Here is a 22,895-nt window from a genome sequence, read left to right as displayed (position 1 = left end):
TCCGCCCTTCGGGCAAGGCGTGACGCCGCGACCTCAATACGGACTGTCGACGTCGCCGGTCTCCACATAGACCGTCTTGATCTGCGAGTAGTGGCCGAGCGCGGCGAGCGAGTTCTCCCGTCCCATGCCCGACTGCTTGACGCCGCCGAACGGGATCTCGGCCGGCGACAGATTGTAGTGGTTGATCCAGCACGTGCCGGCCTGCAGGTCGGCGATGACGCGGTGGGCGCGGGCCAGGTCGCGGGTGAACACGCCGGCCGACAGGCCGAATTCGGTGTCGTTGGCGCGCGCGATCGCCTCGGCTTCCTCGCTGAACGACAACACGCTCATCACCGGCCCGAAAATCTCCTCGCGGGCGATGCGCATGTCGTCCCTGACCTCGGTGAAGACGGTCGGCTCGACGAAGAAGCCGCCTTCGAAACCCTGGAGTTTCGGCACGCCGCCGCCATGAGCGAGCGTCGCGCCCTCGGCCTTGCCGATCTCGATATAACCGCACACCTTGTCGTGCTGGGCCTTGTTGATCAACGGTCCCATCTGCGTTTCGGGATCGAGCGGGTCGCCGATGCGGATCTTCTTGGTGCGCTCGATCAGCCGCGCGAGGAAGCGCTCGCGAATGCCGTCCTGGACGAAGACGCGCGTGCCGTTGGAGCAGACCTGGCCGGTGGAGTAGAAATTGGCGAGCATGGCGCCGCCGACGGCGTTTTCGAGATCGGCGTCGTCGAACACAATCAGCGGCGACTTGCCGCCGAGCTCCATCGTGGCGTGCTTCATCTGCGAACCGGCGAGCGAAAGCACCTTGCGGCCGGTCGGTACCGAGCCGGTGAGCGACACCTTGGCCACCACCGGATGCCCGGCGAGCGCGGCGCCGACATCGCCAAAACCCTGGACGACGTTGAACAATCCGTCCGGAAGCCCGGCCTCGGTGAAGATCTCGGCCAGCGCAAGGGCCGAAAGCGGGGTGTTCTCCGAGGGCTTGAACACCATCGCGTTGCCCATGGCGAGCGCCGGGCCGGCCTTCCAGCCCGCGCCCTGGATCGGATAGTTCCAAGCGCCGATGCCCACGCACACGCCGAGCGGCTCGCGCCGCGTATAGGCGAAGGGACCGCCGAGATCGACATAATCGCCATTATAGGCGGCGACCGCGCCGCCGAAGAATTCCAGCGCGTCGGCGGCCGAGGCGGGATCGGCGACCAGCGTTTCCTGGATCGCCTTGCCGGTGTCGAACGTCTCCAGCCGGGCGATTTCGTCATTGCGTTCGCGCAGCAGGTCGGCCGCGCGGCGCAAAACCCGCCCGCGTTCGGTCGGGCTCATGCGCGCCCAGGCCCCCTGCGCGGCACGGGCGGCCTCGATGGCAAGCTCGACGATATTGTCGGTGGCCGCGTGCAGGCGGGCGATCACCTCGCCGGTGGCCGGATAGATGACGTCCAGCGTCTGTCCGCCCTGGTCCTCGACATAGCTGCCGTTGATGTAGTGCGACGCCTTGGGTTGAGCTTTCATGGTCTGATCCTTTTGGCGGGGCCTGCGTTGGCCTTCCCTTATCGTTTCCGGGCGTCCGGCGCGAGGGGGCGCGGCGAACAGACGCCCCGGGCGCTCGGCCTGATCGGAACGGAACGGCGCGGCGGGCTCTGTCGGATCGCCGACCGATCACCTGTCGGTGTCGCGCCAGCGCGGATTGATCCACGGTTCCTGGTTCGAGGGGGGCAGAGGCGCGCGCCCCAGAATGTGGTCGGCCGCCTTTTCGCCGGTCATGATCGACGGACCGTTGAGATTGCCGTTGGTGATGCGCGGGAAGATCGAGGAATCGGCGACGCGCAGCCCCGCAACGCCGATCACCCGGCAGTCGGGATCGACCACGCTCATCGGATCGTCGGCATGCCCCATGCGGCAGGTGCCGCAGGGGTGATACGCACTCTCGACATGCTCGCGGATGAAGTCGTCGAGTTCGGCGTCGCTTTCGACGTGGCTGCCCGGCGCGATCTCGTCGCCGCGAAACTCGTCGAAGGCGGGCTGCGAAAAAATCTCGCGGGTCAGCCGGATGCAGTGGCGGAAATCGACCCAGTCCTGATCATGCGCCATATAGTTGAAACGGATGACGGGCTTTGCGCGCGGGTCGGCCGAGCGCAGGGTGACGGTGCCGCGCGAGGCCGAGCGCATCGGTCCGACATGAGCCTGAAAACCGTGCGCGGGCACCGCCGCCTTGCCGTCGTAGCGGATCGCCGCCGGCAGGAAATGATACTGGATATCGGGATAGTCGACGCCGGCGCGCGAGCGCACGAAGGCGGCCGCCTCGAAATGGTTGGTCGCCCCGAGGCCCGATTTGAACATCAGCCAGCGCGCGCCGATCAGCGCCTTGGAAAGCGGATTGAGCACCGAATAGAGCGTGACCGGCTTCAGAGATTTCTGCTGGATGTAGAGTTCGAGATGGTCCTGCAGATTGGCGCCGACGCCGGGCCGGTCGGCGACGACATCAATGCCGTGCTCGGCCAGCTGCGCGGCCGGCCCGATGCCCGACAGCAACAGGAGTTTGGGCGAGTTGATCGACGAGGCGCAGAGCACGACTTCGCGCTTCGCCTTAATTTGTTGAATCGCTCCGCGAAGCTCGACCTCGACGCCGGTGGCGCGTTGATTCTCGATGATCACTTTGCGCGCGAAGCCGTTGACGAGACTCACGTTCTTGCGCTTCAGCGCCGGCCGCAAATAGGCATTGGCCGTCGACCAGCGCCGGCCGCGATGAATGGTCTGCTCCATCGCGCCGAAGCCTTCCTGCTTGGCGCCGTTATAGTCCTGGGTGAGTTCGAAACCGGCCTGGTTGCCGGCCTCGATGAAGGCCGCGTAGAGCGGGTTCCTGCGCGCGCCGCGGCGCACATGCAAGGGGCCGTCCGTGCCGCGCCAGCCCGCTTCGCCGCCATGCGAATTTTCCATGCGCTTGAAGTAGGGCAGCACGTCGGCGAAGCTCCAGCCGGTCGCGCCGGTCTCGGCCCAATGGTCGAAGTCGCGGGCATGGCCGCGCACATAGACCATGCCGTTGATCGACGACGAGCCGCCGAGCACCTTGCCGCGCGGCGTGGCCAGAACGCGTCCGCCCAGATGCGGCTCCGGCTCGCTGGCGTAGCCCCAGTCGTAAAGGCTCATGTTCATCGGGAAGGACAGGGCCGACGGCATCTGGATGAGCGGGCCGATGTCGGTGCCGCCATATTCGATGACGATCACGGAGTGGCGCCCGTCCTCCGACAACCTGTAGGCGAGTGCCGCGCCGGCCGAACCGGACCCGACGATCACGTAATCGGCTTCAAGCATTGGCGCTGATACTCCCGCTGCAAGGTTGGGGCGAGAGGCGATGCCGGCTTTCACGCATCGCCGACATGCCGGGTGAAATCGGCGAGCGCGACATTGCCGCCGGTGGCGATGACGAGCACCGTCTTGCCGGATAGGTCGAGCCCGGCCTCCAGGAGCGCGGCGATGGCCGCAGCCCCCGAGGGTTCCAGAACCAGCTTCAGCCGTTCGAAGGCGATGCGCATCGCGCGCCGCACGGCCGCGTCGGCGACGGCCAGTCCGGTGACGCCGGCCGCCGCCGCCGCGGCGAAGGGGGCCGCGCCCGGCGCGCGCGCCATCAGCCCGTCGCAGATCGTCGCCGCACCGGCCGGACGCGGCTCGATCGCGCCCTCGGCGAGCGAGCGTCCCATGCCGTCGAAGCCCTGCGGCTCGACGGCGAAGAGTTTCGTGTCGGGCGCAAGGTGGTGAAAGGCGAGCGCCACCCCGCCGATCAGTCCGCCGCCGCCGACCGGGCACAGCACCAAGTCTGCGCGGGCGTTCCTGTCGGCAAGCTGTTCGAGCGCCTCCAGCCCGGCGCACGCCTGTCCGGCGACGATTTCGGGGTCGTCGAAAGGATGAAGCAGCACCAGATTTTCTTCCGCGGCGATGGCGGCGGCCCGTTCGGCGGCGACCTCCTCGCGCGGACGTGCGCCGTGCTCGCTCAGGATTACGCGCGCGCCATAACCCGCCGTCGCCTCGCGTTTGGCGGCCGGCGCGTCGACCGGCATGACGATGGTCACGGGAATGCCGAGCGCCTGGCCGGCCGCCGAAAGGCCCTGTGCGAAATTGCCGGAGGAATAGGCGACCACGCCGCGCCGCGCCTCGTCGGGGGCGAGCCGTGTCAGCCGCCAATAGGCGCCGCGCACCTTGAAGGAGCCCGCCCATTGCAGCGATTCCGGCTTGACGAAGACGCGCGCGGCGCCGCTTTCCTTGGCCAGAAAGGCCGATTCCAGCAACGGTGTCACCTGTGTCGCCTGCCGGGTGAGCGCGTAGGCGCGGCGAAGGTGATCGAGGTCGGGGATTTGCGGGGCCGTCATCATTCGCCTCTCGGAAAGCGTTTTTGGTCTTCCAGCACGTTCAGGTCCATGTGGTTGCGCATGTAGCGCTCCGAGGCCTGGCGCAGCGGCTGGAAGTCCCAAGGGTAATAGGCGCCGTTGCGCAGCGCCGGATAGACCACCCAGCGCCGGGCCTGGCTTTCGCGCACCGCCGCGTCGAAGCCCGCCATGTCCCAGCGCGCTCGCACCATGCCCATGAAGCGCCCGACCGTCTCGGCATGATCGGGACGTTCGGCGAGATTGACGGTTTCGAGCGGGTCGGCGTCGAGATCGAAGAGCTGCGGCGGATCGAGTTCGCAATGGACGAACTTGAAGCGGCCCTGGCGAATCGCGACCAGCGGCGCATGGGAACCCTCGGCCGCATATTCCATCAGCACCGGCGCGCTCCGCGTTCCGCCGGCAAGAAGCGGCGCCAGCGACTGGCCGTCGGTCCATGTCGCGATGGCGTTCATGTCGGCGCCGGCGAGGTCGCACAGGCTGGGCAGGATGTCGAGATTGGAGACCGGGACATGGAAGAGGGCCGCTTCGATGCCTGGGCCGGCGATCATCAAGGGCACGCGCGCCGATCCCTCGAAGAACGACATCTTGAACCACAGGCCGCGCTCGCCGAGCATGTCGCCGTGGTCGGAGCAGAACACGATCACGGTGTCGTCGAGCATGCGCGTGCGCGCAAGCGTGTCGATCAGTTCGCCGACCTTGTCGTCGAGATAGGAAATATTGGCGAAATAGCCGCGCCGCGCGCGGCGTACATGGTCGGGCCGGATGTCGAAGGCTGCGTAGTCGCTGGCGTGGTAGAGCCGCCTCGAATGCGGGTCCTGATCTTCTTCGGCGATGCGGGCGACCGTCGGCTCCAGCGCCGGGCAGTCCTCGTAAAGATCCCAGTAGCGCCGGCGTGCGACATAGGGATCGTGCGGATGGGTGAAGGAGACGGTCAGGCACCAGGGGCGTCGATCTTCGTCCTGGGAGGCGCGGGCATGGTCGTAAAGACGCTGCACGGCGTGGAAGCAGACCTCGTCGTCATACTCCATCTGGTTGGAGATCTCGGCCACGCCCGCACCGGTGACCGAGCCCAGATTGTGATACCACCAGTCGATGCGCTCGCCGGGTTTGCGATAGTCCGGCGTCCAGCCGAAATCGGCCGGATAGATGTCGGTCGTCAGCCGTTCCTCGAAGCCGTGAAGCTGGTCCGGGCCGACGAAATGCATCTTGCCCGACAGGCAGGTGTGATAGCCGGCGGCGCGTAGATGGTGGGCGTAGGTGGGGATCGAGGAAGCAAATTCGGCGGCATTGTCGTAGACCCCGGTGCGCGAGGGCAATTGCCCGCTCATGAAGGCGGCCCGGCCGGGGGCGCACAGCGGCGAGGCGGTGTAGCTATTGCGAAAGCGGGCCGAGCGCGCGGCCAGCGCCTTGAGATGCGGGGCGTGCAGGAAGTCGGCCGGACCGTCGGGAAACAGCGTCCCGTTGAGCTGGTCGACCATGATAATCAAGATGTTGGGGCGCGCCGTCATGACGTCCTCGCTTCCGTCGCAAGCATGGTTTCGACATAGTCTTCCACCAGCGCGACCGCGCTCCTGGGGTCGGGCGGCCCGTCCTTCAGCGCACGGCGGATGTAAAGCCCGTCGATCAGCGCGGCGATGCCTTCGGCGATCCGCTCCGCGCGCAGGGCGGGCATCAAAGGCCGCAAGCCGCTCATCAGATTGGAATGAAGCCGGCGGGCATAGACCCTCAACAGCCGCCGCATGGCGGGCGAGCGCTGCGCCTCGACGTAGAACGCCAGCCAGGCGGCAACGGTCTCGGGCCGGAACTGGGTCGGCGAAAAACTGACCGCCACCATTGCAGAAACCCGCGCCCGGGGCTGGGGCGCGGCCCGCAGCGCGGCGCACCCGTCGCGGCCGAGCTCCGACAGGAGGTGGCGCATGGTGGCTTCGAGGAGATCGTCCTTGGCACCGAAATAATGATGGGCGAGCGCGGAGGAGACGCCGGCGATGCCGGCGATTTCCGACATGGTCACGTCGAGCGAGCCGCGCGCGCCGATCGCCGCGATCGCGGCCTCGATCAGCGCCTTGCGCCGCAGCGGCTCCATTCCGACCTTTGGCATGATCGCCTCCCTTGAGAGCTGTATATTTTTAATTGACTGGTCAATCAATAAAAATTCGCGCGGCTGTGCGGAGCGGACTTTACTGCGCTGCAAAATACGTTCAGACTTGAACAATCAATTGCCGCGCACGGCATTTGCGCTACAGTGCGCGATCATCGGATTGGAGGCTGGCATGACCGCATCGATCGTCGGATGGGCGCATTCGCCCTTTGGCAAGTTGGAAGACGAAACGCTGGAGGGTCTGATCACCAAGGTGGCGGTCGAGGCGATCGAACATGCCGGCATTGGGCCCGAGGATGTCGACGAGATCGTGCTCGGCCATTTCAACGCCGGTTTCTCGCCGCAGGATTTTACCGCCAGCCTTGTGCTGCAGGCCGACGACCGGCTGCGCTTCAAGCCGGCGACCCGGGTCGAGAACGCCTGCGCGACCGGCTCGGCCGCCGTGCGCCAGGGCCTGCGCGCGATCGAGGCCAAGGCGGCGCGCATCGTTTTGGTGGTCGGTGCCGAGCAGATGACCAAGACGCCCGGCCCGGAGATCGGCAAGAACCTCTTGAAGGCCTCCTACCTGCCCGAGGACGGCGACACGCCGGCCGGTTTCGCCGGTGTGTTCGGCAAGATCGCCAGTGCCTATTTCCAGCGCTACGGCGACCAGTCCGACGCGCTCGCCACGATTGCGGCCAAGAACCACAAAAACGGCGTCGACAATCCCTATGCGCAGATGCGCAAGGATTTCGGCTACGAATTCTGCCGCGCCGAGAGCGAAAAGAACCCGTATGTCGCCGGGCCGCTGAAGCGGACCGACTGCTCGCTGGTGTCGGACGGGGCGGCCGCGATCGTACTCGCCGAAACCCAGACCGCGCTGTCGATGCGCCGGGCGGTCGCCTTTCGCGCCAACGAGCACGTGCAGGATTTCCTGCCGATGTCGAAGCGCGACATCCTCGCCTTCGAGGGCTGCCAGGAAGGCTGGAGCCGGGCGCTGTCCAGGGCCAGGCTGACGCTCGACGACCTGTCCTTCGTGGAAACGCATGACTGCTTCACCATCGCCGAGCTGATCGAATACGAGGCGATGGGGCTCGCCAAGCCGGGCGAGGGCGCGCGGATCGCGCTCGACGGCGTGACCGCCAAGGACGGCCGGCTGCCGGTCAACCCGTCCGGCGGGTTGAAGGCCAAGGGGCATCCGATCGGCGCGACCGGCGTGTCGATGCACGCGCTGACCGCCATGCAGCTTACCGGCGAGGCCGGCGGCATCCAGGTTCCAGACGCCCGCATCGGCGGCATCTTCAACATGGGCGGCGCGGCGGTCGCCAATTACGTGTCGATCCTCGAACGGATCAAATGAGGCACGCGGCGGTCGTCACCGGCGGCGCCTCCGGCATCGGCCTGGCGGTCGCCGGGCGGCTGCTGGAGGACGGCTGGCCGGTCGCGGTCGTCGACGCCAGCCGCGACGCGCTCGCCGATGCCGAGGACGCGCTCGCCGACGAGGGCGCGCTGTTCCTGGAAGCCGACATCACCGACGAGGACGAGGTCGCCGGCGCTTTCGGTGCCGTCGTCGAGCGCCTCGGCCCGATCGGCGGTCTGGTCAATTCGGCCGGCATCGCCCGCGACGTCCCGGCGCTGGAAACGAGCGCGGAACTGATGCGCCATGTGCTCGACGTCAATCTCGTCGGCTCCTTCATCTGCTGCAAGGCTGCGGTCGAGCGTCGTTCCGAGACGCTGGCGATCGTCAATATCGCCTCGGTGTCGGGCCTGCGCGCCAATGCGGGCCGGGTGGCCTACGGCGCGTCGAAGGCCGGGGTGAGGATGATGACGGAAGTCATGGCGGTCGAACTCGGCGGCCGGGGCATCCGCGTCAATTGCGTGGCGCCGGGCCCGATCGACACGCCGATGGTCGCGCGGCTGCACGAGGACCGCCAGCGCGCCGGCTGGCTGGCGCATGTGCCGGAAGGCCGCTATGGCGAGGCCGACGAGGTGGCCGCCGCGATCGCCTTCCTGCTTTCGCCCGAGGCAAGCTACATCACCGGCCAGACGCTCGCCGTGGATGGCGGTTTTCTCGCCGCTGGCCTGTTGCCATTCCAGGGCTGATTTCCGTCAATCGGGACCTGTTTCAGCAACGGAGATCATCGACATGAAAAGACTCGCCACGGCCTTTGTGATCGGCTTCGCCGCGATCGGAACCACGCATGCCGCCGAGGACGACGCGGTCGCGCTCGCCCAGGCGTTCTGCAGCCTGGCCGAGCTCGACCAGGGCATGGGACGCATGTATCTGCTGTCGCCCGGCCTGACCGAAAAGGTGACCGCCGCGCTGGCGGCCGGCGGGCAGGGCGAGACGGCGTTTGGCACGGGCGTGCCCTGGGCGAGCGGCGACGGGGCCGCGGGCGCTTGCAGCGCCGGGGCGGTCAGCGCCGAGGACGGTGTGACGCTTGTCGACGTCATCTATGGCGAGGGCGATCAGGGCTGGACCGATCAGCTCGTTCTGGCTGCGGGCGAGGGCGGCGCGCTCGTCGTCGACGACATTCGCTACGGCAAGCCGAAAGACGCTGCCACGCTCGGCGAGGCGGCGTCGGCTCTCCTGACCGATTAGGGCACAATCCCGGCAACGAGCCTCTTTGTTCGGGAAAGATCATGCTTTAACAGGATGACGGCGCGTGGCGACGGCTCAATGGGACGTCGCCGCGGTCGCGACACATGTCTCGGCGCCGCTTGAGGGGAAGGCGGCGCCGGACGGCGAGGCGAGGGAACGGCCATATGCTGCTTGCGATCGAGCAGGGCAACACCAACAGCCTGTTTGCCGTGCACGACGGCGAAAGCTGGATCGCCCAATGGCGTTCCGCTACCGAACCCAACCGGACCGCGGACGAATATGCGGTCTGGCTGCACCAATTGCTGTCGATGACCGGGCTCGACCTGGGCGTGCTCGACGCCTGCATCATCTCCAGCGTGGTGCCGCAATCGATCTTCAACCTGCGCAATCTGTCGCGCCGCTATCTGGGCGCCGAGCCGCTGGTGATCGGCGAGAACGCCGAGTTGGGCATTCCGATCCGCGTCGCCAAGCCGGCCGAGGTCGGCGCCGACCGGGTGGTCAACGCGCTCGGTGCGCATATCGCCTATCCCGGGCCGCTGATCGTGGTCGACAGCGGCACGGCGACGACGATCGACGTTGTCGCCGCCGATGGCGGCTTCGAGGGCGGCGCGATCGCGCCCGGCATTCATCTGTCGGTCGAGGCGCTGCACTCGGCCGCCGCCAAATTGCCGCGGGTCGCGCTGAAGAAACCGCAGCGCGTGATCGGCAACGATACGGTCAGCGCCATGCAGTCGGGCGTGTTCTGGGGTTATATCGGCCTGATCGAGGGCATGATCGCGCGCATCCAGGCCGAGCGCGGCGAGCAGATGACGGTGGTGGCCACAGGCGGCATCGCGGCGCTGTTTTACGACGCCACCGCCGCCATTCACCATTTCGATCCCGACGTCACCATTCGCGGGCTTCTTGAAATCTATCGGCGCAACAATTCCAGCCGCCCATAGGCCGGGATCTTCAGGGCCGGCCGCACGATATCGACGCCCGCGACCAGGCCGAAGAGATGGATCTCGAAACCGTGGCGCCGCCCGACCGCCAGCCCGGCGAACCCGCCGAGCGTGACATGCAGGTCGCGGCGGTCCGGCGACAGGCTGACCGAGGCGAGGCCTGGCGCGTAGTCGCGCCCGACCGCGTTGGCGGGCAGCGCGACGTCGAGCTGCGGCACCCGGCGCAGCACATGGGCCACGAAGCTGTTGGAGTTCGGTCCCGGCCAGATCCGGTAGTCGCCGCGGCCGGCGAAGGGATAGGTCGCGATCGCCGCCTCCACGACCGGCAGCAGGGACGCCGCCGCCTCGCCGGTGATCGCCTGCACGATCCGCGGCGGGTTCGAATACCAGTAGCCGTCGGCCACGAAACCGTTATGGCGCACGGGCAGGCCCCAGCCGACCTTGTCGTAGCGGTCGTAATCCTGCCGGTCCGGTCGTTTCAGCACGATCCAGCTATGGGACGAAAACGCCCCCTTGAAGCCGCCGGTGCGCGCGGCGAGCACGTAGATCGCGGCGTCGACGTTTTTCGGGGCCGGCAGGAGGCCGCTGCTGCTCCAGTCCGCCGAACGCCAGGATGCCGGCCGGTCGACGAGCGACCACCACAACGCCGTGCCGACCGCCGGCAGGGCGAACAGCACCACAACACCCAAAACAACCGGCCTGAAGATTGCGCGCATGGATTTCCTTTGCCTCGGCGGGTGTGAGAGCATAGGTCGATAGGGACAGGCAGGGCAGTGAATTTCCGGTGAGGCGATGAAAAATCCCGTTCTGGTCGAGGTGATGCGCGGGGCGCTGGTGGAAAGCCGCCACCGCGGCGCGGTCGTGGCGCTCGACGCCGACGGGCGCACGGTGTTCGAGATCGGCGATATCGACCGGCCGGTTTTCCCCCGTTCGGCGGTCAAGGCGATCCAGGCCCTGCCGCTGGTCGAAAGCGGCGCCGCCGAGGCCTGCGGTTTCGACGACCGCGACCTCGCGCTGGCCTGCGCCTCCCATTCCGGCGAGGCCGCCCACGCCGAACGCGCGGCGGCGATGCTGGCCAGGGCCGGGCTCGATGAGGATGCGCTCGAATGCGGCAGCCATTGGCCGCTCGGCGAACAGGCCACGCTCGACCTTGCCCGCGCCGGCCAGACGCCGAGCGCGCTGCACAACAACTGCTCCGGCAAACATGCCGGCTTCCTGTGCGTTTGCTGTCACGGCGGCGTCGCGCATCGCGGCTATTCGGGCTTCGACCATCCCATGCAGCGGGAGTTGCGTGCGGTGATGGAGCAGGTCACCGGCGCCGTGCACGACCGCGACAATGCCGCCGTCGACGGCTGCTCGATACCCACCCACGCGGTGCCACTGCGCGCGCTGGCGTTTGGCTTTGCGCGCATGGCGACCGGCGCGGGCCTTGCGCCGCGGCGTGCTGCGGCCGCAACGCGGCTGCTCGGCGCCTGCATGGCCGAACCGTTTTTCATGTCGGGCAGCGCGCGGATGGACGAAAGGCTGATGGCGGCCGCCGGCGGCCGGATCTTTTGCAAGACCGGCGCCGAAGGGGTCTATTGCGCCGCCATTCCCGAACTTGGCCTGGGTGTCGCACTGAAATGCGACGACGGCGCGACCCGCGCCTCCGAAACCATGCTGGCCGCGATGCTGGCGAAACTGCTTGCCGCCGGCGACCCGCTGGCGGCCACCTTGCGCGACATGGCCCGACCGCCGGTCGTCAGCCGGCGCGGCATCAAGGTCGGCGAAATCCGGGCGACGGACGTGCTTGCCTGAGGCCGCCGCGACAGCGCAAGGCCCGGCGTCAACTCGCGTGATTGCGCTCGACGGTGAGGTGGGCAAAGCCGGCATTGCCGACCTGTGCCAAATCCTTGGTCACGGCCTCGGCCCAGCGATGGCCGCGGATGGCGCCGTTGCGCGCGCCGGAGATGATATTGTCGGAGATCACCGCCGCGCCGGCGCCCTCGACCACGGAGACGGCAATGCCGGTGCCGGCGTCGCGGATGACGTTGCCGCTGGCCGTGACGTTGCGCAGATACGGCCCCCAGCCGAGATGGAGGCCGAACAGCGGCGCGTTTTCGACCACGTTGCCGGTGACGGCCGTGTCGGCCTCGGCGGTGATGCCGACGCCGAACCCGGGTGAGTCGGCCGGATAGGGGCCGGTCTGCGACAGGTTGCGCACCAGATTGGCCGCGCAGACGGCCAGACGGCCGCCCTCGTTGAAATTGACGATCGAGATGCCGTTGGCCGCGCCGTCGACGATATTCGACGAAATCGCCGCGCCCTCGAAGGCGAATTCGGAATAGATCGCGGTTTCGCCGGAGCGCTGGCAGCTATTGCCGGTGATCTGGATGTTGTTGCCTCCATTGGCCCGGATGGCGGAAAAGGCGCAGTCGGCGATCCGGTTGCCGGAAACCATGACGCCGCCCGCGCGATAGACGTTGATGCCGTTGCCGAATTGCCCGGTGCCGCCATTGCGCGCGGCGATGCGCTCGACGCGGTTGCCCGACACGATGGTGGCGTCCTCGCCCGCCTGCCAGCGATGCACCAGAATGCCGCCATTGCCGCAATCGGCGACCGTGTTGCCGGTGATCGCGAGGCCGCCGGCCTGGACGCTGTAGATCCCGGCATCGGCGGCGCCCGAGATCTGGCTGCGCTCGATGCGGCCGGCGACGTTTTCCAGCGCCAGCGCGTGCTTGCCGCTGCCCAGAATGCTGCAATTGTCGATGACGAGATGGCGCGCACCGCGCACCGTCACGAGGCCGTCGACATGATCGCCCAGCCAGCGATTGGCGCCGTCGATCAGCAGGCCGGAGATCTCCAGATGGTCGGCCGCCTCGGCCAGGAACAGATGGCCGTTGCCGCCGTAAAGGATGCGCGAGGCGCCCGGCACGCCGGTCAGGCGCAGCTTGCGCGGCAGGACCAGGTTCGAAACCACGTAGTCGCCCGGCGGCAGATAGACCGGCGCGTCGCGCTCGGCCGCCTTGTCGAGCACCCGGGCGAAGGCCTCGCTCTGGTCGTCGTAAAGGCCGGGCTGTACGCCGAGTTCGCTGGCATCGAGCGAGCCGCGGATCGAGGCCGTCTCGATACCGGACAGGGTGGCGCCATGGGCCGCGCCGGCGGCCAGCCCGCCGGCGCCGGCCAGCCCGGCCAGGAACGCGCGTCTGTTCAGCATTGGCACAGCTCCAAGGTTCATCACCTTGGCGGAGCAAGTGCTATGCCAGCCCGATGCGGAGCGGGCGCTGCCGGTGCCTGGCGGTGACAGGTGGACGCTTCAGGCCTTCTCGGTGTGGTCGCGCAAGAACGCCGCGGCGCCGGCCTCGTCGATCTCGCCGGCGGCAACCATAAGGACAAATTGGATCAAACTGGCGTCGTCGGTCTCCAGGCTCCAGCCATTGAAGACGAGGAAAAGGTCGGTCGCGGCCAGCGCCGTTCGTTTATTTCCGTCCACAAAACGGACGGTTCTTCACAATGCCGAAAAGGTGCGCTGCTGCCAGGTCGAATATGTCCGGATCGCCACAGATTGCCTTCTGGAGCGGTCTCGCCAAGGCGGATTCGAGCATGCCGACATCGCGGATGCCTGGCGCTCCGCCGTGCAAGCGGAGCTGTTCAGCATGCGTGGCCTCAACGAACTCCCGCGTATGGAATTCCGTCATTTCGCGAGCGCGCGGTACGTGACCTCGTATTTGTGCATGCGTTCACGCGCGATTTTCATCTTGCGCTCGAACTCATCGGCCGAATCCTCGACGCGTCGCATGCGTAGCTCGTCCCCTTCCTTGAAGACGACAACACTATCCCCAGCCTTGAGATTGAGGATTTTCAAAAAGTTCTTTCGGCAAGATCACGCCTTCGGAATTGCCGATCTTGCGGATGACGGTGTTCATGGTCGCAGCCTTGCCGTTGTAACGGTTGTTATAACAGGGCGAGGCATGTGTTACACCGCGCGTTGAAACGGCGCTGCGTTAGCGCGCCAGAAGCGTGTCGATGAGGTCCTCGGCCGCTTCTGGGATCACCGTGCCGGGCGGAAAGATCGCCGTCGCGCCGGCCTTCAACACGGCGTCGAAATCGTCCGGCGGGATGACGCCGCCGGCGACGATCATGATGTCGTCGCGGCCGAGCCTGGCGAGCGCCTGCGACAGTTCCGGCACAAGCGTGAGGTGGCCGGCTGCCAGCGAGGAGGCGCCGACGATCTGCACGTCGTGCTCGGCGGCCAGCTTGGCGATCTCCTCGGGGGTCTGGAACATCGCGCCGACGGTGACGTCGAAACCCAGGTCGGCGAATGCGGTCGCGATCACCTTCTGGCCGCGATCATGGCCGTCCTGACCCATCTTGGCGACCAGCAGGCGCGGTGCCGCGCCGGTCTTTTCGCGATAGGCCTCGACCTTCTCGTGCACCCGCTCCACCACCGGGTCCTCGCCGATCTCCTTGCGGTAGACGCCGCTGATCGTCTGGATGGTTGCGACGTGCCGGCCGAACACTTTCTCGAGCGCCAGCGAGATCTCGCCGACCGTGGCCTTGGCGCGCGCGGCCTTGACGGCGAAGTCGAGCAGGTTGCCACCGGTGCGGGCGGCGTCGGTGAGGGCGGTGAGCGCGGCTTCCACGGCGGCCACGTCGCGGGTGCCCTTGAGTTCCTGCAATTTGGCGAGCTGGCGGGCGCGGACCTGGGCGTTGTCGACCTTCAGCACGTCGACTTCCATGTCTTCGGCCGGTTTGAAGGCGTTCACGCCGACCAGCGCCTGGCGGCCGGTATCGATCCGTGCCTGGGTGCGGGCCGCGGCCTCCTCGATGCGCATTTTCGGCACGCCCTTTTCGATCGCCGCCGCCATGCCGCCGAGGCTCTCGACCTCCTCGATATGGGTGAGCGCGCGCGCCGCCAGATCGTGCGTCAACCGTTCCACGAAGGCCGACCCGCCCCAGGGGTCGATGATGCGGGTGGTGCCGGATTCGGCCTGCAGGATGATCTGCGTGTTGCGGGCGATGCGCGCGGAATGGTCGGTCGGCAGCGCGAGCGCCTCGTCGAAGGCGTTGGTGTGCAGCGACTGCGTGCCGCCCTGCGTGGCCGCCATCGCCTCGATCATGGTGCGCACGATGTTGTTGTAGGGATCCTGGGCAGTCAGCGACCAGCCGGAGGTCTGGGTATGGGCGCGCAGCGCCAGCGATTTCTGGTTGTTCGGCGCAAAATTCTTCTGCACCAGGCTCGCCCATAACAGCCTGCCGGCGCGCTGCTTGGCGACCTCCATGAAAAAATTCATGCCGGCGTTCCAGAAGAAGGACAGCCGCGGGGCGAATTTGTCGATGTCGAGGCCGGCCGCCACGCCTGCGCGGGCATACTCGATGCCGTCGGCGATCGTATAGGCGAGCTCCAGGTCGACCGTCGCGCCGGCTTCCTGGATGTGATAGCCCGAAATCGAGATCGAGTTGAATTTCGGCATCCGCTGCGCGGTGTAGGAAAAAATGTCCGAAATGATCCGCATCGAGGGCTTGGGCGGATAGATATAGGTGTTGCGGACCATGAACTCCTTGAGGATGTCGTTCTGGATGGTCCCGGCCAGGTCCTTCTCGGCCACGCCCTGTTCCTCGGCCGCGACGATATAGAGCGCCATGATCGGCAAAACGGCGCCGTTCATGGTCATCGACACCGTCATCTCATCGAGCGGGATGCCGTCGAAGAGCTGGCGCATGTCGAGGATGGAATCGATCGCAACGCCGGCCATGCCGACATCGCCCGCCACCCGGGGATGGTCGCTGTCATAGCCGCGATGGGTCGCGAGGTCGAAGGCGATCGAAAGCCCCTTCTGGCCGGCGGCAAGGTTGCGTCGGTAAAACGCGTTCGATTCCTCGGCGGTTGAGAATCCCGCATATTGGCGGATCGTCCACGGCCGCTGCACATACATGGTCGGGTAGGGGCCGCGGATGAAGGGCGGGGCGCCGGGAAACGTATCGAGATGGGCGAGGCCGGCGAGGTCGTCCTCGCCGTAAAAGGTCTTGATGGCGATCCCTTCCGGCGTTTCGCGCACCGCCTCGCCGTTGGGCGCGGCGCGGCTTGCCGGCTTCTGCCAGCCGATCGTCGAAAAATCCGGGATCATGCGTCTTCTCCGACCTGTTCGTCGAGGCGCAGCGGCGCGAGCCTGTCGCAAAACGTCGTTCCGTCCGAGGGCGCGGGCCGGCTTTCGGCGTCGAGCGTGGCGACCGGGCGTTCCGTGCCGAGCGGGTAGAGCGTGGTGCCGACGATGGCGCGCTGCCCGTCGCGCAGCGCCTGCCGGCGCTTTGCCGCCACCGTCCGCACCCGGGCCTGGAAGGCACCGGCGGCGAGGCTCTTGAGCGCGCCGCCTTCCTGTTCGATCTGCTGAAACTCCGCCCAGGCCGCTTCGCACAGCGCTTCGGTGAGATGGGCGATGCCGCCCGAGCCGGCCGCGGGATCGGCGACGAAGCCGATGCCGGCCTCCTGGGCGAGCACGAGCTGGGTGTTGCGCGCCACCCGGCGCGCGAAACCGTCCGGCAGGCCGTGGGTGAGCGTGTGCGGCAAAACCGAAATCGAATCCGCGCCGCCGGCCGCGGCCGCGAAAACGGCGATCGTGGCGCGAAGAATATTCGTTTCCGGATCCCGTGCCGTCATCATCCGCCACGACGTCTCGGCATGGAGGGAGGCCGGCGACGGCTCGATGCCGCAGACCTCCTGGGCGCGCTGCCACAGCCGGCGCAGCGCCCGCATCTTGGCGATGGTCACGAACTGGTCCTGGTCGGCGGCGATGGCGAAGCCGACATGCGGGGCGGCATAGACCAAAGGCTGGCGCGCCTTTTCGAACATGCGCAGATGCGACACGGCCGAGGCGAGCATGATGCCCAGCTCCTGCGCGGCGCTGGCGCCGCCATTGTGGCTGACACGGCCGTCGGCTTCCAGAAGCACGCCCGGCAGGCCGAGCGCGAAGAAATGGGCAAGCGATTGCGGCATGGACGCTTCGAGCGCCTCGATCGACATGCGCAGGCGTCCGGTCCCGGCGAAGATAGCGGCCGGGTCGATCCCGAACGACAGATGCAGGCGCGCCGGATCGGCGCGCTTGGCTGCCAGCGAGGCGACCAGCCAATCGATCGACGAGCGGCTGAGGGGATGGGTGTCGATCCGAAGTCCGAGCCGGTTGAGCGGCACGCCGTCGAGCGCCCGGTCGAAGGCCTCGTCCGTGCACGGCAGACCGTAACCGTGGGCGTTGGGGGCGCCCTCGAACACGATCGCCAGCCCGGTGGCGCCGTTTTCCACATCCTCAATCGCCTGGCGGTTGGCGCGCGCCGGGTCGGGATCATCGACCCGCTGGACGACACGCCAGGGCGCGGCCGGGTCGACGCGCGAGATCGGCTGGGGATGGGCCGAGCGCGCATAGAGCGGATCGATGCGAAGCCCGTCATCGGTGTGCGACACCAAGGAGTCCTCGAAATCGGCACCCTTGAGCGCCTTTTGCGCGAGTGCCCTCCATCCGGCCTCATCGATGCCCGCAAACGTCGTTCCGCTGATCAGTTTGTGCTCCATGGCGTTCCGGCTCGATCCTCCCGACCTGCTGCCGACAGACTAAAGGCCCCGGTCTTGGCCGGCAACAACGCCGATCGCCTCGCGCGAATATCGGCGCACCTGCAAGGCGGGTGCTCCGTCCTTCGGCTCACGTCGCGTCGATGCCGGCGCCGCGGTTCGGTCTGGCAGCGCTTCCCGATACAATCGGTCGGACCGGCGGGCAACAGGGACTTTTGGCAAATCTGCAAGCAGCCGTCCTTGCGGCCTGGCGCGCGGCGGCGTTGTCGGCGGGTGCGGGGCTGTTTATAGGAAGACACGAAGCGGCCGGCGCCCGGGCCAGTCGCGGGATTGCCGGAGAGAACACGCATGGCCCAGGACGACAGCCTTTTCATCGGAGCCAGCCGAAAGCCCGACGACAGCTATCAGGCGGCCGAGCGGCTGTTGCTGAAATACGCCAATCGTCACGGCCTGGTCACCGGCGCGACGGGCACCGGCAAGACGGTGACCCTGCAAATCCTGGCCGAAGGATTTTCCAATGCGGGCGTTCCGGTCTTCTGCGCCGACGTCAAGGGCGATCTCTCCGGCATCGCCGCAATGGGCGAAGCGAAGGATTTCCTGACCAAGCGCGCCGACGCGATCAGGCTCGATCCCTATGAATTCCAGGAATTCCCGGTGATCTTCTGGGATCTGTTCGGCGAAAAGGGACATCCGATCCGCGCCACCGTGTCGGAGATGGGACCGCTGTTGCTGTCGCGGCTGATGAACCTGACCGACGCGCAGGAAGGGGTGATCAACATCGCCTTTCGTATCGCCGACGAGGAGGGGCTGCTGCTGCTCGACATGAAGGATCTGCAGGCGATTTTGGTCAGTATCGCCGAGCGGGCCGACGAGATCAGCAAGGTCTACGGCAATGTCAGCAAGGCCTCGGTCGGCGCCATCCAGCGCTCGCTGCTGGTCCTCGAACAGCAGGGCGGCAACCATTTCTTCGGCGAGCCGGCCCTGCGCATCGAGGATCTGATGCGCACGACCCGCGACGGGCGCGGCGCCATCAGCGTTCTGGCGGCCGACCGGCTGATGATGAACCCGCGGCTTTACGCGACCTTCCTGCTGTGGCTGTTGTCGGAGCTGTTCGAGGTTCTGCCCGAGGTCGGCGATCCCGACCGGCCGCGCCTGGTGTTCTTTTTCGACGAGGCGCATCTTTTGTTCGACGAGGCCCCGAAAATCCTGCTCGACCGGGTCGAACAGGTGGTACGGCTCATCCGCTCCAAGGGTGTCGGCGTCTATTTCGTGACCCAGAACCCGCTCGACGTGCCGGAGACGGTGTTGTCCCAGCTCGGCAATCGCGTCCAGCACGCCCTGCGCGCCTATACGCCGCGCGAGCAGAAGGCGGTGAAGACGGCGGCCGAGACCTTTCGTCCCAACCCCGATTTCGACTGCGCCACCGCGATCACCCAGCTCGGGGTCGGCGAGGCCCTGGTGTCCACGCTGGAGGCCAAGGGGGTGCCGTCCATGGTGCAGCGCACGCTGATCCGTCCGCCGGCATCGAGGCTGGGACCGATCTCGGAAACCGAACGCGAAAAGATCAGCGCAATCAGCCCCGTCGCCGGCCAGTACGACACGCCGGTCGACCGCGAGTCGGCCTTCGAGATCCTGCAGAAACGCGCCGCCAAGGCGGCTCAGGCCGAGGAAGAGGCGACGCGCCGCGAAGAGCAGCAGGATGGCAGCGATGACAAGCGCACGCGCTGGACCCTGCCGGATTTCGGCGACCGCGACGAGGATCGGCGCAGGCCCAGCACCACGCGCAAGACCACGCCGCGTACGACCACGCGCCGCCGTAGCTCCAATCGTCAGAGCGTGACCGAAGCGGCCATCAAGTCGGTGGCGCGTTCGGTCGGCACGTCGCTCGGCCGCGCCCTGGTGCGCGGCATTCTGGGCAGTCTCAAGCGCGGGCGCTGAGGCTCCGGCGGTTTTCGATCACGAAACCGCCTGCGAAACGCCCGACGTGACCAGGATCGGCGTACGGTTGGGCACGCGGTCGTAAAGGTCCATCACGTCCTGGTTGAGCATGCGCACGCAGCCAGACGAAACCGACTTGCCGATGGTCCACCATTCCGGCGAGCCGTGGACCCGGTAAAGCGTGTCGACGCCGTCCTGGAAGATATAAAGCGCGCGCGCGCCGAGCGGGTTCATCAGCCCCGGCTCCATGCCGCCATTGCGCACGCTGTATTTTTCCAGTTCCGGCTTGCGCGCGATCATCTCGTCCGGCGGGGTCCATTTCGGCCATTTGCGCTTCCACTGGATGACGGCGCGACCCGACCACTCGAAGCCCGCGCGGCCAAGACCCACGCCGTAGCGCAGCGCCTGGCCGTTCTCGCGCACCAGGTAGAGGAAGTGAGCCGAGGTATCGACCACGACGGTACCGGGGCGCTCGCCCGTCGGATCGGGAACCAGCCGGCGCAGATAGCGGCGTTGCATTTTGTCGATCGGCACGGCGGGCACGTCGAAGCCGCCATCGGTAACGGCTGCGTACATGGTGGCGTAGTTGCCGAACGCCGAACCCAGCCCGGCATCGTCCTTCGGCTTGTCTGCCGGCGGGATGCCGCTGGTTGTCGTGCACGACGCCAGTGCGAGCGACGCGGCGCCAGCCGCAGCACCGGAAAGAAGAGAGCGCCGCGTCATGGGCGCGGAGTTGTGGTATGGGCCGGACATGCTACCTCGCTAAAGAAAGCCACTAGAAACGATTCAACGTCCGGCACGCCGAACATTTTCTCCCGCCGGGCTGATATGCCCCATCGAATGCGGCCGTGGGGTGAAAAAACAAAGGCAGCCTTGTGGCGGCGCTCCGACTGTTGCGCCTGTGCAACAGGCGTGGAGGGTCATCGCGTGTCCACCAGGCCGTTCAGCGACGGCAGGATCAGCGCCGGGGGATAGTCGCGATATTCGTCCGGCTGGCCGGCGCGATTGATCCACACGGTGCGGAAGCCGAACTTGGTGGCGCCGGCAACGTCCCAGCGATTGGACGATTGGAACGAGACCGCTTGCGGGTAGAGCCGCCAGGCGGTGGTCGCCATGTCGTAGACGGCCGGATCGGTCTTGAAGCGCTCGACGTCGTCGACGGAAAAGATATCGTCCAGAACCAGGTCGAGTGCCGCGGACTTCACCGCCGCCTCCAGCATGGCGCGCGAGCCGTTCGACAGGATCGCGAGCCGTGCCCCGTCAGCCTTGAGCGCCTTCAGCACCGCCGGCACTTCCGGGTAGCAATCCAGCCGCCAATAGGCGTCGAGCAGGTCCTGGCGCAGCGCGCGATCGGCCGAGGGCACGCGCTCGAAAGCATGGTCGAGCGCCTGTTCCGTCAGCTGCCAGAAATCGACGAAGGCGCCCATCATGGTGCGAACCCAGGAATATTCGAGCTGCTTGGCGCGCCAGATTTCCGACAGCACCTGCCCGTCCGGCCCGACCGCCTGGGCATGGCGGCGCACCGCGGCATGGACGTCGAACAGCGTGCCGTAGGCATCGAAGATGAAAGCGGAATGGCGCATCGTGGTCTGTTCCCGGTTGGAAAGACTTGATCCGATGGGTTGGATCGGGTCAAGGGTGGGTTGGAGCAATCGGTGTTCCCTTGCAGGCGATTGACGCCGCGCCATGAACCACTATCCATAGGCCTGCAACAGAAGGACGTTCCAATCATGGCTGTTGATACGAGCGCGCAGTCGCTGACCTGGACCTATCTCGACGGCGACTGGCACGAAGGCAATGTTCCCATCATCGGCCCGCGCAGCCACGCCATGTGGCTCGGCACGACCGTGTTCGACGGCGCGCGCTGGTTCGAGGGCGTGGCGCCGGATCTCGACCGGCATTGCGAACGGGTCAACGCCTCGGCGATCGCGCTCGGGTTGAAACCGACCGTCTCGCCGGAGGAGATCGCCGGCCTGACGATGGACGGGCTGAAAAAATTCGACGGCAAGACCGCCGTTTACGTCCGGCCGATGTACTGGGCCGAGCACGGCGGCTATATGGGCGTTCCGGCCGAACCCGACTCGACCCGGTTCTGCCTGTGCCTGTACGAGGCGTCGATGATCTCGCCGTCCGGCTTTTCGGTGACGGTATCGCCGTTTCGCCGCCCGACGCTGGAGACGATGCCGACCAACGCCAAGGCCGGCTGCCTTTATCCCAACAATGGCCGCGCGATACTCGAGGCCAAGTCGCGCGGTTTCGACAACGCGCTGGTGCTCGACATGCTGGGCAACGTCGCCGAAACCGGCACGTCGAACATTTTTCTCGTCAAGGATGGCGAGGTGTTCACGCCGATCGCCAACGGCACCTTCCTGTCCGGCATCACCCGGGCGCGGGCCATCGCGCTGCTCGACGCCGCTGGGCTGCGCGTGAACGAAAAGACGCTGAGCGTCGGCGATTTCCTCAATGCCGACGAAATTTTTTCCACCGGCAACCATTCCAAGGTGGTGCCCGTTATCCAGATCGAGGACCGGCGTCTGCAACCCGGCCCGGTCGCCGAACGCGTGCGCGCGCTCTACTGGGAGTGGGCGCATTCGGTCACCGTCTAGGGGCCTGCCCCGACGAAACAGGTTGGCCCGGACCGGTTGCGCAAGCCGGGCAGGGGGCTTAACTGAACGCAACAACCCGTTCGTGTTTGAAAAGGAGATTGACGATGGCTTTTGAATTGCCGGACCTGCCCTACGACTACGAGGCGCTGCAGCCCTACATGTCGCGCGAGACGCTCGAATATCACCACGACAAGCATCACAAGGCCTATGTCGACAACGGCAACAAGCTGGCCGCGGAAGCCGGGATGGACGGGTTGTCGCTGGAGGAAATCGTCAAGCAGTCGCACGGCAAGAATCCGGGCCTGTTCAACAATGCCGGCCAGCACTACAACCACATCCATTTCTGGAAGTGGATGAAGGGCGGCGGCGGCGGCAAGAACCTGCCGGGCAAGCTGCAGGCGGCCGTCGACAGCGATCTGGGCGGTTACGACAAGTTCCGCGCCGATTTCATCAATGCCGGCACGACCCAGTTCGGTTCGGGCTGGGCCTGGCTTGCGGTGAAGAACGGCAAGCTGGAGGTCATGAAGACGCCGAACGGCGAGAACCCGCTGGTGCACGGCGCGGTGCCGATCCTCGGCGTCGATGTGTGGGAACACTCCTATTATATCGACTACCGCAACGCGCGGCCGAAATATCTCGAGGCTTTCATCGACAATCTCATCAACTGGGATTACGTGCTGGAATGCTACGAAAAGGCGTCCGGCTGAACCGCCCGACGCAAACGCTTGTGGAATGACATGCGACGGATCCCGGCCCGGCCGGGGTCCGTTTTTGTTGACAGTCTGTCGACGGTGGCAACGCCAACTTTCACACAAGCGTGATGA

General features: G+C 66.7%; 19 protein-coding genes and 2 pseudogenes. 8 read left to right on the top strand and 13 right to left on the bottom strand.

From position 1 onward, the window contains the following. Positions 1-33: 33 nt before the first annotated feature. The 5 genes from betB to betI all read right to left on the bottom strand — a co-directional run bounded on the left by betB (position 34) and on the right by betI (position 6,465). Entirely contained in the window at positions 34-1,497 is a 1,464-nt protein-coding gene (betB, locus tag C7T96_RS10035; protein ID WP_106571092.1) for a betaine-aldehyde dehydrogenase, read from the bottom strand. Between the two features lie 147 nt (positions 1,498-1,644). Beyond that, positions 1,645-3,297, bottom strand: coding sequence for a choline dehydrogenase (gene betA, locus C7T96_RS10030; RefSeq protein WP_106571091.1), 1,653 nt, complete (start codon positions 3,295-3,297; stop codon positions 1,645-1,647). Between the two features lie 50 nt (positions 3,298-3,347). After that, the gene (locus C7T96_RS10025; RefSeq protein ID WP_106571416.1) at positions 3,348-4,349 is read right to left on the bottom strand and encodes a pyridoxal-phosphate dependent enzyme; all 1,002 of its coding nucleotides are present in this window, start codon (positions 4,347-4,349) and stop codon (positions 3,348-3,350) included. After that, positions 4,349-5,875: a choline-sulfatase gene (betC, locus tag C7T96_RS10020; protein WP_106571090.1), complete on the bottom strand. Its 1,527-nt coding sequence runs from the start codon at positions 5,873-5,875 to the stop codon at positions 4,349-4,351. The genes C7T96_RS10025 and betC overlap by 1 nt, the downstream gene beginning before the upstream one ends. After that, the gene (gene betI, locus C7T96_RS10015) at positions 5,872-6,465 is read right to left on the bottom strand and encodes a transcriptional regulator BetI (RefSeq protein ID WP_106571089.1); all 594 of its coding nucleotides are present in this window, start codon (positions 6,463-6,465) and stop codon (positions 5,872-5,874) included. Before betI ends, betC begins: the two co-directional genes overlap by 4 nt. 172 nt (positions 6,466-6,637) lie before the next feature. Here betI and C7T96_RS10010 point away from each other — a divergent pair, with 172 nt between their 5' ends. The 4 genes from C7T96_RS10010 to C7T96_RS09995 all read left to right on the top strand — a co-directional run bounded on the left by C7T96_RS10010 (position 6,638) and on the right by C7T96_RS09995 (position 9,987). Further along, entirely contained in the window at positions 6,638-7,804 is a 1,167-nt protein-coding gene (locus tag C7T96_RS10010; RefSeq protein ID WP_106571088.1) for an acetyl-CoA acetyltransferase, read from the top strand. Continuing rightward, positions 7,801-8,547: an SDR family NAD(P)-dependent oxidoreductase gene (locus tag C7T96_RS10005; protein ID WP_106571087.1), complete on the top strand. Its 747-nt coding sequence runs from the start codon at positions 7,801-7,803 to the stop codon at positions 8,545-8,547. Before C7T96_RS10010 ends, C7T96_RS10005 begins: the two co-directional genes overlap by 4 nt. Before the next feature lie 43 nt (positions 8,548-8,590). Further along, entirely contained in the window at positions 8,591-9,046 is a 456-nt protein-coding gene (locus C7T96_RS10000) for a hypothetical protein (protein ID WP_106571086.1), read from the top strand. 164 nt (positions 9,047-9,210) lie between these two features. Beyond that, entirely contained in the window at positions 9,211-9,987 is a 777-nt protein-coding gene (locus tag C7T96_RS09995) for a type III pantothenate kinase (RefSeq protein ID WP_106571085.1), read from the top strand. Here C7T96_RS09995 and C7T96_RS09990 read toward each other — a convergent pair. Further along, the gene (locus tag C7T96_RS09990) at positions 9,957-10,703 is read right to left on the bottom strand and encodes a DUF3750 domain-containing protein (RefSeq protein ID WP_106571084.1); all 747 of its coding nucleotides are present in this window, start codon (positions 10,701-10,703) and stop codon (positions 9,957-9,959) included. The genes C7T96_RS09995 and C7T96_RS09990 overlap by 31 nt on opposite strands. 76 nt (positions 10,704-10,779) lie before the next feature. On the opposite strand from C7T96_RS09990, the gene C7T96_RS09985 reads away from it, so the two are divergent. Beyond that, a complete protein-coding gene (locus C7T96_RS09985) occupies positions 10,780-11,784 on the top strand; it encodes an asparaginase (RefSeq protein ID WP_106571083.1) in 1,005 nt (334 codons plus the stop codon). Between the two features lie 28 nt (positions 11,785-11,812). Here C7T96_RS09985 and C7T96_RS09980 read toward each other — a convergent pair whose 3' ends face one another. From C7T96_RS09980 to C7T96_RS09960, 5 genes and pseudogenes are all read right to left on the bottom strand, one after another. Next, complete coding sequence (locus C7T96_RS09980) at positions 11,813-13,183, bottom strand: TIGR03808 family TAT-translocated repetitive protein (protein WP_106571082.1); 1,371 nt, start codon at positions 13,181-13,183, stop codon at positions 11,813-11,815. A 99-nt stretch (positions 13,184-13,282) separates the two neighbouring features. Then, a pseudogene (locus C7T96_RS09975) lies at positions 13,283-13,664 on the bottom strand (type II toxin-antitoxin system death-on-curing family toxin). Continuing rightward, positions 13,661-13,892: pseudogene (locus tag C7T96_RS09970) on the bottom strand (AbrB/MazE/SpoVT family DNA-binding domain-containing protein). Before C7T96_RS09970 ends, C7T96_RS09975 begins: the two co-directional pseudogenes overlap by 4 nt. A 78-nt stretch (positions 13,893-13,970) precedes the next feature. Continuing rightward, complete coding sequence (gene scpA, locus C7T96_RS09965) at positions 13,971-16,094, bottom strand: methylmalonyl-CoA mutase (RefSeq protein WP_106571081.1); 2,124 nt, start codon at positions 16,092-16,094, stop codon at positions 13,971-13,973. Next, positions 16,091-17,530, bottom strand: coding sequence for a methylmalonyl-CoA mutase family protein (locus C7T96_RS09960; RefSeq protein WP_106571080.1), 1,440 nt, complete (start codon positions 17,528-17,530; stop codon positions 16,091-16,093). Before C7T96_RS09960 ends, scpA begins: the two co-directional genes overlap by 4 nt. Positions 17,531-17,875: 345 nt before the next feature. Between C7T96_RS09960 and C7T96_RS09955 the strand changes: the two genes are divergently transcribed. Continuing rightward, positions 17,876-19,465, top strand: coding sequence for a helicase HerA-like C-terminal domain-containing protein (locus C7T96_RS09955; protein WP_106571079.1), 1,590 nt, complete (start codon positions 17,876-17,878; stop codon positions 19,463-19,465). Between the two features lie 18 nt (positions 19,466-19,483). On the opposite strand, the gene C7T96_RS09950 is transcribed toward C7T96_RS09955, so the two are convergent. Both C7T96_RS09950 and C7T96_RS09945 read right to left on the bottom strand, forming a co-directional pair. Beyond that, positions 19,484-20,188 (bottom strand): L,D-transpeptidase, encoded by a 705-nt coding sequence (locus C7T96_RS09950; protein WP_245414113.1) that lies wholly within the window; start codon positions 20,186-20,188, stop codon positions 19,484-19,486. 197 nt (positions 20,189-20,385) lie between these two features. After that, complete coding sequence (locus tag C7T96_RS09945; RefSeq protein WP_106571077.1) at positions 20,386-21,048, bottom strand: haloacid dehalogenase type II; 663 nt, start codon at positions 21,046-21,048, stop codon at positions 20,386-20,388. A 147-nt stretch (positions 21,049-21,195) separates the two neighbouring features. Here C7T96_RS09945 and C7T96_RS09940 point away from each other — a divergent pair, with 147 nt between their 5' ends. Next, positions 21,196-22,071: a branched-chain amino acid aminotransferase gene (locus C7T96_RS09940; RefSeq protein ID WP_199190446.1), complete on the top strand. Its 876-nt coding sequence runs from the start codon at positions 21,196-21,198 to the stop codon at positions 22,069-22,071. A gap of 104 nt (positions 22,072-22,175) precedes the next feature. Then, the gene (locus C7T96_RS09935) at positions 22,176-22,778 is read left to right on the top strand and encodes a superoxide dismutase (RefSeq protein ID WP_106571076.1); all 603 of its coding nucleotides are present in this window, start codon (positions 22,176-22,178) and stop codon (positions 22,776-22,778) included. Positions 22,779-22,895 lie beyond the last annotated feature (117 nt).

The sequence above is a fragment of the Nitratireductor sp. StC3 genome (assembly GCF_003015025.1).
Classification (GTDB): Bacteria; Pseudomonadota; Alphaproteobacteria; order Rhizobiales; family Rhizobiaceae; genus Mangrovimarina; species Mangrovimarina alexandrii.
The sequence above is the reverse complement of the archived record's forward strand: the minus strand, read 5'-3'. Positions and strand labels throughout refer to the sequence as shown.